Source organism: Steroidobacter flavus (assembly GCF_042651805.1).
In the GTDB taxonomy this organism is placed as follows: Bacteria; Pseudomonadota; Gammaproteobacteria; order Steroidobacterales; family Steroidobacteraceae; genus Steroidobacter; species Steroidobacter flavus.
On record NZ_JBHSDU010000003.1, the window covers coordinates 32,664 to 44,549 of the forward strand.

Consider the following 11,886-nt stretch of genomic DNA (forward strand, 5'->3'; position numbering starts at 1 on the left):
CAGCTACCTGCTCTGTTTGAGCAGCTCCAACATGCTGTCCACCGCAGCCGAGTTTGGCGTATCCACCACGCCGCCCGCGACCGTTCCTTGTGAATGCGTAGTCAAGCCCAGATTCGTTGCAACGCTCGCCGGGGCGATCTTGGCCACGGCCGCGTCCGATTCTGCCATCGCCTGCTGGAGCGCGCCCAGCCATTGACGATCCTGCGGCGACGCGGACGCCGACAGATTATTCAACAACTCACGGCGCTCCTGCACCGTCTTCGGCACGTCCTGCCATTGGCCGGTCATGGCCTGCTGGACCAGCTTGTGAGTGGCGGCCAGGACGCCGTCGGCAATGATCGAGCTCATTTGCCACGAACCTCCGGAGCAATCGCCAGCCAGGCGCCACGGATCTCGTGCAGCAGCTTGCTGACTTCGTCGAGCATCTCCGCCTTGTTCTCGCTGGTGGCGAGCAGCAGGCGGCGGCACATGTAATCGTACAGCTCGGCGAGGTTGGCGGCGATCTGTCCGCCATTGCGCATATCGAGACTGTTGCGCAGCTCACCGATAATGGACACGGCGCGATTGATGAGGCGAGCCTTCTCGGACGTCTCGTTACGCTGCATGCAGCCGCGAGCCGTGGCGATGCGCTCGAGCGCGCCGTCCATCAACATCACGATCAAGCGATGCGGGTCCGAAGCCGCCACGCCACCATGCGCAGCTGCGCTCTGATAGGCGGCGAGATTCGAAGACTTTGCGTAACCCAGCATGCTCAAATGCTCCCATCAATCCTTGAAGTGGGTAACGGCGCGCGGGATGTTTCCTTGAGGTCCCGGCGGCTCAGTGTTTCCACGCGTTAAGTTCAATCGGTCGACCACTTGGGCAACGAGTCGATCTGCTGACCCAGATACGCGGACGTCGACGACAACGACGACAACAACGTGTCGAGACGCGTGAACTGCGCCAGATAAGTCTTCTGCACGATCGCCATGCGCGTATCGATATCGGCACTCTTCTTTTCGAGCGCACGCTTTTGCGTCTGCAGGCTCTCAGTGCGCATGTCGAGCGCGGCGCCATCGGCCAGACGATCTCCGATCTGGCTGTACAGGCGCGAGGCAACGCCAGTCTCTTCCGTGCCGAACAAGCGGCTCACCGCATCGAAGTTGCTGTTCAAGGCCGCGGTCAGCTTGGCGTCGTCCACCTTGAGCGAGCCATCTTTCTGAGTCGCGATGCCGATGTCGGCGAGCGTCTGCACGGCGCCGTTGCCAGCGGCAGCGACGGGCTCAGACAGCGTGCGGCGGATTTCCGAATCGATACCGGCCAGCATCGAGTCGCCCAGCATCGGGCCCGCGACTTTGGTGGTCGAGTTGTAACCGCCGAGCGCCGTCAACATCGTGCGCAGCGAGTTATAGGCCTGCACGAACGAGTTGACCTTGTCTTTCGCCGCCGCCTTGTCGTAAGTCACATCGATGCCGACCGTAGTGCCCGGCTCCGCCGACACCAGATTCAGCGACACGCCGTCGATCACGTTCTCGATGACATTGGTCGGACTGGTCGTGGTGTAGCCCGCGATGACCACGGTCGCATCGGCCGCTCCACGCAGCTGCGTGTAGTTCGCCGTATTGGTCGAGGAGTACTCGAGCCGGTTCAGCGTGCCCGTCTGCGCCACCGTGATCGCGTTCGCAGCGCCCGTCTTGGTGGACGTGAGCACCAGATGCGCGCCGTCGCTCGCATTGATGATGGTTGCGGTGACACCGGGATTATCCGTGGCGGAATTGATCGCGTTACGCACATCGGCCAGCGTGTTGGCCGAGGCGCCGATGTTTACGTTGAAACTGCTGGAGCCCAGCGAGATGGTCAGCTGACCGGTGCCGGCGACGGCACTGCTGCCGCCGACGAATGCGGTCGATGAAAGCTGCTGCGCGCTGGCGAGACTTTGCACTTCAACGTCGTAACGACCGGGCACGGCCGAAGTCGTCGCAGTGGCAGTCGCGATGTCCGCATCGGTGCTTGAGGTGGCGCGGCCGCTGAACGCGGTCGTCGTCTTCAAACCGTTCAACTGGGATTGAAACGCGGACAAAGCGCCGAGCAAGGCGCTGGTTGCGGAAATCTGCGTCGTGACTTTCGTGGTCGCGCGCGTCACCTGGTCGTCGAGCGGTTTGCGCTCGGCGGCGACCAGCTGTGCGACCAGCGATTGCACATCGATTTGCGAGCCGCCTGTGATTCCCGAGGTTGCCATGTCCTTCTTCCTTCTTGATTACACCGTCTGATCGACCAGACCGGTCGGCGCCTTGCCGCCCAGGTTGTGAGCCAGACGCATGATTTCTTCAGAGGGGATCTGCCGGATGGTCTCACCCGTGGCCTTGTCTTTGACAGTGACCACCGTGCGACCGCTTTCCTGGTCGATCCGGAATTCCAAATAACGATTCAAGCTCTGCATGTGAGCTTCCAGCTGCTGGGCCGCGCGCTTCACGTCATCAGCGGACGGTTCGGCGGGTGCGCTGGCTTGAGTCGTCGTCTGCTTGAGCTGCGACACTTCAGCAGCCGTGGTCGGCTGCGGAAATGACGGCGAGCGGGGAGATCTTACGATCTCCCCGCCCGCTTCGACCTGACTTGCGTCAAGCCTGCTCATCGCTCATTAGCCACGGAGCAGCGACAACACGCCCTGCGGAGCCGAGTTCGCCTGAGCGACCATCGCCGTACCCGCCTGCTGCAGGATCTGGGCCTTGGTCATCGCGGCGGTTTCAGACGCGAAGTCCGCGTCCTGAATTCGGCTGCGGGAAGCGGTCAAGTTCTCGGCAGTGGTCTGCAAGCTCGCAACCACCGACGTGAAGCGGTTCTGAGTCGCACCGAGCGTCGCGCGGGCGCCCGACACCTGGCTCAGAGCGGCGTCGATCGAGGCCAACGCGTTGCGGGCGTTATCCGCCGTGCTCACGTTGATCGCGGAGATCGCCGTACCGGTCGCCGTCACAGCGTGGGCGCCAGCGCCCAAGCCAGTCGTCATCGCGCCACCGAAGGTGATGCTGTTCGTGCCGGCCGGAGCCTGGTACGTCAGATCGAACGTCGAGGTGTGGTTCGACAGGCCGCCGAGGCCGTACGAAGCCAGGTCACCGCCGGTCGAGCCAGCCGCGCCGAAGGCCACGGAGATGTTGCGGCCGTCAGCAGCCGTCAGGCGCACGCCCGAACCCGTGTCCACAGCGGTCACGCCAGTCGTCGCCGACTGCGAGTTGATCGCGGTGATCGCGTTGGTGCGGTTGGTCTGCGCGTCGGTCGTGCCGGCGATGCTGATGGTCGTGCCGTTCAACGTGATCGTGTCGGTACCAGCAACGGTGATGCCGTTGGTGGTCGTACCCGTCTGCACGTTGGCGTCGGCAGTAGCCTGCAAGCCAGCGACACCGGCCGCGTTGATCGCCTGAGCAATCACTTTGGCGTCGGTGGACAGCGTGCCGAAGTTCACGTTCTGCGTGCCAGTCGCGGTCGCGATGGCAGCGGTGAAGCCCTGAGCAGCAGCGTTGTACGTCACGGAGACGTTCTGCTGGTTGTAGCCGTTGTAAGCACCGAGCGAGCTGGAGCGCGCGTTGGTGATCGCATCGACCGTGATCTGGTCGGTCGAGGTCGCATTCGCGCCGACCTGGAACACCTGCGCCTGGAAGCTACCATCCAACAGCTTCACGCCGTTGAACGAAGAAGCCTGGGCGACGCGGTCAATTTCCTGAGCGAGCTGCTGAACTTCGGCGTTCAACGCGGCGCGGTCAGAGACCGAGTTCGAAGCGTTGGCGGACTGGACGGCCAGTTCGCGCATACGCTGCAGGTTGTTGCCGATCTGGGCGAGGTCGCCTTCGGCCGTCTGCGCAAGGGAGATACCGTCGTTGGCGTTACGAGCAGCGACGTTCAAGCCGCTGATCTGCGCCGACAGACGCTCGGAGATGGCGAGACCGGCGGCGTCGTCTTTCGCGCTGTTGATGCGCAAACCCGAAGACAGGCGCTGCAGGGAGGTCGCCAACTGGTTGGCGGATGTCGACAGGTTACGCTGAGCGTTCAGCGACATCACGTTCGTGTTGATAACAAGTGCCATGAATCTAACTCCTGGTGATTACTTTGCCGGAAGACCCGAAGTCCTTCGGCTTGCTCTCAGCACTTACGGCGTGATGTGCGCCGGACTGCTGTTCAAGTGCTGTATCGGTGCGCTCCCCTGGAACTTGAGTGGGTGTTACCACATCGATGAAAAGTGAGGAGTCGGTCACGGACAGCGGCTTAACAGTGGCAGGCAAAGGGTAAAAAGCCTACGCAGCAACCATCTGTATCAGCTCAGATAGTTGAAGAGCGACAGGTTGGAGATCTTGCTGTAGGACATCTGCGCGGCCTGCAAGCCCACCAGCTGTTGATTCATCTTGGTGAGCGCCTGCGCATAGTCCAGATCGCGCAGATCGGACAGCGCGCTGGCCGTATCGATATCCATGGCTTCGCGCGTGGCATCGGCGGCGTCGATCGAGCCCAAACGAACGCCGACCTGCGCACGCACGCTCAGGAAATGATCGGTCGCCTGGTCCATCTGTTGCAGCTTGCCCTGCAAGGTCGACGCGAGCTTGGCATTCGCGATCGCATTGCCGGCTGGCTGTCTGAGAATGTTCACCACGTCGCGAACGGTATCGAAGATGCTTTCGTTGCGACTCTGATTGACCTGGAAGGTATCGCCAGCGGCCGGCGCACCGGTGACAGTGACGCTCACACCATTAAATGTAATCGCACTACCCGAAGTGTATGTGCCGGTCTGCACGACGTTCGCCGGGGTGGCGCCGTCGGTGATTTCATAAGCCGTCGGCGAAGTAAACGTAATCGTGTAATCGTCCGGCACCCAGTTCGGCCGATCCACCACCGAGCCCACGTCGATGGCGCCCGAGCCGTTGTTATTCATATTCACCGCGGTGGAAAACGTGCCGTTGCCTTCGGGAATATCCACGAAGACCTGGAAGCCGTTGTGACTATCAGCCACCTTCTGTGTGCTGGAAATCTGCAGCTGCCGCGCGCCCTGATCGGCCACGTAGTTGATGGGCGTGCCGTCGCCGCCGGAGAACGGCTTGGTCTTGGTCGAGAAACCCGCGAACAAATATTCGCCGTTACCGTCCTGACGATTGGCGATGTCCTGCAATTCGTCCAGGCGCTGCGCCAGCTCGGTCGCCATGGACTCGCGATCGGCGTTGCTGTACGTACCGACGTTGCCTCCTTGCACCATCAGCTCGCGGATGCGCGTCATCGTATTGGTGATATCGACGAACGCCTGCTCTTCCTGACTCAAACGATTCTTGGCGAGCGTGCTGTTCTTGGAAAACTGCTCCGACTCGGACTGCGAGCGCTGCAGCTCCTGAATATGCACGTAAGCAATGGGATCGTCGGCCGGCGTGGAAACGCGCAGGCCGAGCGCCACCTGATTCTGCAGCTTCGCCAGTCCCGACTGCTGCTCCAGCATGGCGCTGAGCGAGCCCATCGAAAAACCGAGAGTCGACATACGCATATTCAGACCTCTTCTCAAGCAGCCATCCCTGGAACGTTAGCCAGCCGTTACATCCGTGTACCGGCGTTCGCCCGGTTTGAAGACACGTTAAGTGTCTTCAAAAAGGCATCCGGGCTCACCCTCGGGTCGCCTGGAGCACGGACTGGAAGCAGCTGTCCGCGACTCGAATCATTTGCGAAATGGCCATGTAGGCCTGCTGATAGCGCAACAGATTGGCGGCTTCTTCGTCGAGATTCACACCCGACACCGCCTGCATCGATTCCGTCGCCTCTTCGGCTACCACTTTTTGCGCGGCAGCCGTCACTTGCGCGGCATTGGTCTTCACGCCGATGTCGCCGACGAACTGACCGATGCTCTGCGACAGCGACACGGTGCCGTTGTTCATCACCGGCTCGTTCATGAGGCCGGACAGCAGCTGCATGTTGCGGTTGTCGCCCGAGCCGTTGCTGTTGTCGCTGACGGTGAATGTATCGCCGGCGACCGGAGAGCCACTGATTTGAACGCGCCAGCCATTGGCGTCGATGTTTGAGCCGGCCGTGTACGTGTACACCGTCGGATCGCCGCTCACCGTATAAGTGGTGGCGCTGGTGAAAGTAATCGTCGCCGACGTGCGCAGCGCCGGGTTGGTGGGATTCAACACCTCACCCGCGCTGATCGTGCCGTTGCCCTGATTGCCCGTGCCCGCCTGCCCCACGATGGGCGCAGCCGCCGCGACCTCGGCCGGATCGGTGATCAACACCTGCATCGAGCTGACCGCGCTGGAGGTCGGCAGGATCTTCAAGCTGTCGCCGACGTTGGCCGTGCCGCTCACGACAATCGACAAACCATCGGCCACGAACGGATCGCCCGCCGTGCCCGTGCCGGTCATCGGCACCGTCGCGCCTGTGTCAGTGCGACGTAAGCTCCAACCGCCGGCCGTGTTGGTAAGAATGTAATCGGAGTTCGTCAGCGCGCCCGTATCGGTGCGCGTGACGGTCGCACTGGAGTTGCCAGTGTTGTTGGCATGCGCGCGGACCGCGACATCGCCGACAGAGAAGAAGTCACCGCCCATGTTGCCGTTGAGGTCCATGCCGGCGTTGTGCTGCTCGTTCATCACATCGGCCAGCGCGACGCTGATCTTGCCGATGGTGTTACGCGCCGGATCGAGCATGTCAGAGCGGAAACTGAGAATGCCGCCCAGAGTGCCGCCAGACAGCGAACCGGTGATATCGATGGTGCCGACGCTCGACTGCACGGCCAGGCGCTTGCGCGTCGGATCGTACGGATCGCTGGTCGCGACGACTTTCGCCGGATCGTTGCCGACCACTAAAGGCTGGCCATTGCCGATGAACACGTTCAACTGGTTGTCGTCAGTCTTCACGACGTTCACGTTCACGTGCGTCGATAGCTGGTCGATCAAGCGGTCGCGCTGATCCAGCAGGTCGTTCGGCGCCTGACCGGTTTGCGCATAACCGCTGGCGATCTGTTTGTTGAGGTCGGCAATGCCTTTGGCAAGCGACGTGATGGAATCGGCCTCGCTCGAAATCGACGCATTCACCTGGCTGTCGAGGCTCTTGAGGCTCGAGTCGTAGGCCTTCAACCGCTCGACCAGGCTGCCCGCCTGGCTCAGCATGGTCTGGCGCGCGGCCGTGGAATTCGGCGCGTCGGCGACGGACTGCAACGAGTTGACGAACTTCTGCATCGTGGCGCTCAGACCCGTGGTCGAGTCGCCGAACAGATTGCTGATACGCGCAGCCTGGGTCGCATATGTATTCGACTGGCTGTAAGCGCTCGACGCGGTGCGCGCTTGATCGGCCAGGAAATTGTCATAAGCGCGATTGACTGCGGCCACATCCGCACCGCTGCCGATCCAATTGCCGCCGAGGAACTGCGGCGTGCGGGTCTGGAAATCCGGCAACTGCCGGCTATAGCCCGGCGTGTTGGCGTTGGTGATGTTATGGCTGGTCACGTCCAGCGCCCGCTGGAACGCGAGCAGGCCGGAAATGCTGGTGTTTAAAAGGTCTGCCATGACTTCACCGGAAAAGCGGTTGCGGGCCCATCAGATCAAAACCGACGCAGTCCGCCGCTACCGCCGTTTGTCGGCGATACCGAAGCGAACTTTAGGGAGTTGTCTGATGCAGCGTTGTTAGCGAGTGCGCGGACCTCATCGGCCACCGCGACGATCTTCTGCGCATAATTCGGATCGGTGGCATAACCACCGTCCTGCAACGCCGAGGCGAAGGTGGTCACATCACCACCCGCGCCTCGAGCGTTTTCATACCGAGGGTTGTTGCCGATCAGCTGGGCATAATCGTTGAAGCTGTCGGCCGGAGAATCGTAGGCTCTGAAGCGCTCGACCTTACGCACAGCGACGCCATCTTCGAATTCCAGCGTCGGCACATTCGCGGTCGCGCCGTCCCAGCCCGAGCCTGCCTTGATTCCAAACAAATTGAAGCTGGAGCCGTCCGCGTTGGTCGGCACTGCCCGGCCCCAACCGGTTTCGAGAGCGGCCTGGGCGACCAGCGCACTCGGATCGACACCGAGCGCCGCGCCGGCCTGTTGCGCATGCGGCCACATCATCTTCACGAAGTCCTCTTTCGACTTCGCGAGCGGTTGATGGTCGGCGGTGGGGAACTGTGCTTTGGATGCCGCTTCGGCCGCGGCAGCCGCGTCCATATCTTTCACCATGCCTGAGGTCGCGAGCTGGCGCACCAGCACGTCCGCGAGACCGAGGCCCTTGCCCTTCGACAACTCCATCGAAATCTGGTCGTCGAACATGTCCTGATAGAAATCGCCCTGCTGACTCGAAAACATCGAGCCTTCGCTGAAGCTGCGATTCGCGTCGCGCATGCTCTTCAGCATCATCTGGGTGAACAAGCTCTCGAACTGCTTGGCCGCTTGCTTGAGCGTCGCCACGTCCTGGGACTTGGTCGCGTCATTGCGCAACGACGCCAGGCCGGCGAAGTCGAAGGAAGCATTGATGGGGGCGGTCATTGTGGCACCCCTTTAGATGACGATCAGCTCGGCGCGCAATGCGCCCGCTTCTTTCAGCGCTTCGAGGATGGCGACCAGGTCGCCCGGCGCTGCGCCGACTTGATTCACGGCGCGGACGATCTCATCGAGATTCACGCCCGCGTTGAAAACAAACATACGCGCCGCGCCCTGCTCGACCTTGATGTCGGAACGCGGCGTCACGACGGTCTCGCCATTGGACAGCGCGTTCGGCTGGCTCACATCGTTGCGCTCGGTGATCGTCACCGATAGCGAACCGTGAGCAACGGCCGCCGGCGTCACGCGCACCAGGGAACCAATCACAACCGTGCCCGTGCGGGAATTCACAATCACACGCGCCGGCGCTTCACCCGGCTGAATCTCGATCGCTTCGAGCGTCGAGAGATAAGCAATGCGCTGGCTGGAATCCGTGGGCGCCTGCACGCGCACGGAAACCGCATCGATGGCGCGAGCCGTGTCGGGGCCGAGCATCTTGTTGATGCCGTCGGTCAAACGGGCCGCGGTCGTGAAGTCCGGCGTGTTGAGATTCAACGTGACATACGGCTCGCTCGAGAAGTTATTCGCCACGGCGCGTTCCACCGACGCACCGTTCGGAATGCGGCCGGAGCTCGGCACGTTGAGCGAAATGCGCGAGCCGTCTTTGCCCTGCACGCCGAAGCCGCTGACCACCAGGCTGCCCTGACCGATCGCGTACACCTCGCCGTCGATACCGCGCAGCGGGGTCATCAACAAGCTGCCGCCGCGCAGGCTCGTGGCGTTGCCGATCGAGTCGACCGTGATATCGATCGTCTGACCCGGCTTCGAGAACGCCGGCAGATCGGCACGCACCGTCACGGCGGCAACGTTCTTCAGCTGCGGATTCACGTTCGCCGGAATGGTCACGCCGAACTTCGCCAGCATGTTACGAATGCTTTGAATGGTGAACGGCGCCTGGCTGGTCTGATCGCCGGTGCCGTCGAGGCCCACCACCAGACCGTAGCCCACCAGCTGGTTGCCACGTACACCCGCGACCGACGCCAGATCTTTGACGCGCTCAGCGTGAGCCGGCGCTACAAACATCGCGGCAATCGTCAACGCGGCAAGTACATTTGTGAGCTTCATCACCCTTTGGTCCCGAATTTGGCGCCGTTAATCAGAACGGCAACCAAGGTATATTGAAGAATCGTGCCAACAGGCCGGGCGTGTTCGCGTCATTGAGCGCGCCCTTGCCGCCATAGCCGATCTGCGCGTCGGCCACCTTCAAGGATGAGATGGAGTTATCGGGATCGATGTCGATGGGCCGCACGATGCCCTGAATGCGCACGTACTCCCGGCCCTGATTAATTGTGATCCATTTCTGGCCCCTGACCAGAAGATTGCCGTTCGGCAGCCGCTGCGCCACCGTGACTGTGATGTCGCCCACAAGTCGGTTGCTCTGGCTGCTGTCGCCGGCGCCGTCGAACGACGTCTTATTGTCAACCGACATGTTCAGCACTTCGGTGCCGTTCACCGTCACCGGCCGGCCGGCAATGGTCGGCCCCGGCATATCGACGTTGGTGGCCTTGCTGGTCGTGGTGCTGGAGCTCTTGGAAGCATTGGTGCTTTCGTTGAGCTTGATCGTCAGCGTATCGCCGACCCGACGCGCGACCGAGTTCTCGAACAGCGCCACGTCGTGGCCGACCTGATAGATGGCGCCATTGCCGCTCTCCTGCGTCGGTGCCGGCTCGGGCCAGGTCGCGGAGTAATCCGGTTCCTTCGGCGGGGTCACGCAGCCGCTGAGGGCGAACGCGGCCGCGACCATCACGAACAAGTTACGCACGGTGACGTTGATCATTGCTCAGTTACTTCAAAGATTGTTCGTCAGATACTGGAGCATCTGATCCGTGGTCGAGATTGCCTTCGAGTTCATCTCGTAAGCGCGCTGGGTTTCGATCATGTTCACCAGCTCTTCCACCACGTTGACGTTGGACGCTTCCAGCGAGCCCTGCTCGATGTAGCCCAGCCCGTTCAAGCCCGGCGTGCCGGTCTGCGGCGTGCCGCTCGCGGCCGACTCGACCAGCAGGTTTTCGCCCTTGGGCTGCAGGCCCGCGGGATTGATGAAGTCCACCAGCTGCAGCGTGCCGATCTGCGTCGGCGCGGACTGACCCGACAGCTGCGCCGTGACCACGCCGTCTTTACCGATGGTGATGGACTGCACGCCGTCCGGAATTGTGATGCCCGGCTGCACGCGATAGCCGGCGGACGTGACGAGCTCACCTTGCGGGTTGAGTTCGAAATCACCGTCGCGCGTGTAGCCCATCGTGCCATCCGGCAGCAGCACCTGGAAAAAGCCGCGACCGTTCACAGCAACGTCGAGACTGTTGCCGGTGGTCTGCATGTTTCCTTGCGTGTACTGCTTCTCCGTCGCCACGACTCGGACGCCCGTGCCGAGCGACAAGCCCGTCGGTGCAACCGTGTCCTGCGACGTCGAGCCGCCGACCTGACGCACGTTCTGATACAGCAGGTCCTCGAACACGGCGCGACCTTTCTTGAAGCCGGTCGTGCTGACGTTGGCGAGGTTGTGAGAAGTCACGGACATGCGCGTCTGTTGCGCATCGAGTCCGGTTTTGGCGGCCCACAAGGCTGGATTCATGATGAAACCCTAGAAGTGACTAATGACTAATGACTGGTGACTAGACGCCGCCACGCAGTAGCTGTGCCGAAGTCGCCGCGTTCTCTTCGGCGGTGCGCATCGCCTTCACCTGGAAATCGAAACGACGCGACAGCTCGATCATGTTGACCATGGCATCGGCGGTGTTGACGTTGCTGGACTCCAGCGAACCGGTGGCGAGCTTCACGCTCGCATCCGGCGGCACTTCGGCACCGCTGGCGCTACGAAACAAACCATCCTCGCCTCGAACCATGTCCGCATCCGGCGGATTCACCAGCTTGATGCGACCGATCATCGCGGTCGTTTCCGCGCCCTGGCCGAGCGGAATGACAGAGATCGTGCCGTCGGCACCGATGGTCAGCGACGTGTTCGGCGGCACGCTGACCGGGCCGCCCTCGCCCATCACCTGATGACCCGCACCGGTCATCAACATGCCGTTCGGATCGACGCGCAGATCGCCGGCACGCGTGTAAGCCTCGCGCCCATCCTTGCCCAGCACGGCAATCCAGCCCTTGCCGTTGACGCCCACGTCCAGATCGCGACCCGTCGATGTCAACGAGCCCTGCGTCGGATCCCAACCTGTCGTCGAGTTGGTCGCGTAAGCACGCGAGGCATATCCCGACCCGGCCACGTTGCGCGTTTGAAACGCGCTCATGTCGGCGCGAAAACCGGTCGTGCTCGCGTTGGCGAGGTTGTGGTTGTTCGCGGTCTGGGCGCGCATGGTCTCTTTGGCGCCGGACATCGAGATGTAGAGAAAGCGATCCATTAGTTACTC

The 11,886-nt window shown here is 62.0% G+C and carries 12 protein-coding genes; all 12 read right to left on the reverse strand.

The window, feature by feature from the left end; all coding sequences use genetic code 11:
* Positions 1 to 3: 3 nt before the first annotated feature.
* The 12 genes from ACFPN2_RS05585 to flgF all read right to left on the reverse strand — a co-directional run bounded on the left by ACFPN2_RS05585 (position 4) and on the right by flgF (position 11,877).
* Positions 4 to 348 carry a hypothetical protein gene (locus ACFPN2_RS05585; protein WP_380595646.1) on the reverse strand — a complete coding sequence of 115 codons (345 nt, stop codon included), beginning with the start codon at positions 346 to 348 and terminating at the stop codon, positions 4 to 6.
* On the reverse strand, positions 345 to 749 hold the full coding sequence (gene fliS, locus ACFPN2_RS05590; RefSeq protein ID WP_380595647.1) for a flagellar export chaperone FliS: 405 nt from the start codon (positions 747 to 749) through the stop codon (positions 345 to 347). The genes ACFPN2_RS05585 and fliS overlap by 4 nt, the downstream gene beginning before the upstream one ends.
* 92 nt (positions 750 to 841) lie before the next feature.
* Positions 842 to 2,218, reverse strand: a complete 1,377-nt coding sequence (gene fliD, locus ACFPN2_RS05595; protein WP_380595648.1) for a flagellar filament capping protein FliD — start codon at positions 2,216 to 2,218, stop codon at positions 842 to 844.
* Positions 2,219 to 2,236: 18 nt separating this feature from the next.
* Positions 2,237 to 2,611, reverse strand: a complete 375-nt coding sequence (locus ACFPN2_RS05600) for a flagellar protein FlaG (RefSeq protein ID WP_380595649.1) — start codon at positions 2,609 to 2,611, stop codon at positions 2,237 to 2,239.
* Positions 2,612 to 2,617: 6 nt separating this feature from the next.
* Complete coding sequence (locus tag ACFPN2_RS05605; RefSeq protein WP_380595650.1) at positions 2,618 to 4,054, reverse strand: flagellin N-terminal helical domain-containing protein; 1,437 nt, start codon at positions 4,052 to 4,054, stop codon at positions 2,618 to 2,620.
* Positions 4,055 to 4,282: 228 nt separating this feature from the next.
* Positions 4,283 to 5,491, reverse strand: a complete 1,209-nt coding sequence (flgL, locus tag ACFPN2_RS05610; protein WP_380595651.1) for a flagellar hook-associated protein FlgL — start codon at positions 5,489 to 5,491, stop codon at positions 4,283 to 4,285.
* A gap of 115 nt (positions 5,492 to 5,606) precedes the next feature.
* Positions 5,607 to 7,499 carry a flagellar hook-associated protein FlgK gene (flgK, locus tag ACFPN2_RS05615; RefSeq protein ID WP_380595652.1) on the reverse strand — a complete coding sequence of 631 codons (1,893 nt, stop codon included), beginning with the start codon at positions 7,497 to 7,499 and terminating at the stop codon, positions 5,607 to 5,609.
* 35 nt (positions 7,500 to 7,534) lie between these two features.
* Positions 7,535 to 8,464 carry a flagellar assembly peptidoglycan hydrolase FlgJ gene (gene flgJ / locus ACFPN2_RS05620; protein ID WP_380595653.1) on the reverse strand — a complete coding sequence of 310 codons (930 nt, stop codon included), beginning with the start codon at positions 8,462 to 8,464 and terminating at the stop codon, positions 7,535 to 7,537.
* A gap of 12 nt (positions 8,465 to 8,476) precedes the next feature.
* On the reverse strand, positions 8,477 to 9,583 hold the full coding sequence (locus tag ACFPN2_RS05625) for a flagellar basal body P-ring protein FlgI (RefSeq protein WP_380595654.1): 1,107 nt from the start codon (positions 9,581 to 9,583) through the stop codon (positions 8,477 to 8,479).
* Positions 9,584 to 9,614: 31 nt separating this feature from the next.
* On the reverse strand, positions 9,615 to 10,295 hold the full coding sequence (gene flgH, locus ACFPN2_RS05630; RefSeq protein ID WP_380595655.1) for a flagellar basal body L-ring protein FlgH: 681 nt from the start codon (positions 10,293 to 10,295) through the stop codon (positions 9,615 to 9,617).
* 12 nt (positions 10,296 to 10,307) lie between these two features.
* The gene (gene flgG / locus ACFPN2_RS05635; protein ID WP_380595656.1) at positions 10,308 to 11,093 is read right to left on the reverse strand and encodes a flagellar basal-body rod protein FlgG; all 786 of its coding nucleotides are present in this window, start codon (positions 11,091 to 11,093) and stop codon (positions 10,308 to 10,310) included.
* 40 nt (positions 11,094 to 11,133) lie between these two features.
* A complete protein-coding gene (gene flgF / locus ACFPN2_RS05640; protein WP_380595657.1) occupies positions 11,134 to 11,877 on the reverse strand; it encodes a flagellar basal-body rod protein FlgF in 744 nt (247 codons plus the stop codon).
* Positions 11,878 to 11,886: the final 9 nt, after the last annotated feature.

Excerpts from the sequence above, each read along its gene's own strand:
- ACFPN2_RS05585 (WP_380595646.1), bottom strand. The coding sequence starts at position 348 with ATGAGCTCGATCATTGCCGACGGCGTCCTGGCCGCCACTCACAAGCTG.
- fliS (WP_380595647.1), bottom strand. The coding sequence starts at position 749 with ATGCTGGGTTACGCAAAGTCTTCGAATCTCGCCGCCTATCAGAGCGCA.
- fliD (WP_380595648.1), bottom strand. The coding sequence starts at position 2,218 with ATGGCAACCTCGGGAATCACAGGCGGCTCGCAAATCGATGTGCAATCG.
- ACFPN2_RS05600 (WP_380595649.1), bottom strand. The coding sequence starts at position 2,611 with ATGAGCAGGCTTGACGCAAGTCAGGTCGAAGCGGGCGGGGAGATCGTA.
- ACFPN2_RS05605 (WP_380595650.1), bottom strand. The coding sequence starts at position 4,054 with ATGGCACTTGTTATCAACACGAACGTGATGTCGCTGAACGCTCAGCGT.
- flgL (WP_380595651.1), bottom strand. The coding sequence starts at position 5,491 with ATGCGTATGTCGACTCTCGGTTTTTCGATGGGCTCGCTCAGCGCCATG.
- flgK (WP_380595652.1), bottom strand. The coding sequence starts at position 7,499 with ATGGCAGACCTTTTAAACACCAGCATTTCCGGCCTGCTCGCGTTCCAG.
- flgJ (WP_380595653.1), bottom strand. The coding sequence starts at position 8,464 with ATGACCGCCCCCATCAATGCTTCCTTCGACTTCGCCGGCCTGGCGTCG.
- ACFPN2_RS05625 (WP_380595654.1), bottom strand. The coding sequence starts at position 9,583 with ATGAAGCTCACAAATGTACTTGCCGCGTTGACGATTGCCGCGATGTTT.
- flgH (WP_380595655.1), bottom strand. The coding sequence starts at position 10,295 with ATGATCAACGTCACCGTGCGTAACTTGTTCGTGATGGTCGCGGCCGCG.
- flgG (WP_380595656.1), bottom strand. The coding sequence starts at position 11,093 with ATGAATCCAGCCTTGTGGGCCGCCAAAACCGGACTCGATGCGCAACAG.
- flgF (WP_380595657.1), bottom strand. The coding sequence starts at position 11,877 with ATGGATCGCTTTCTCTACATCTCGATGTCCGGCGCCAAAGAGACCATG.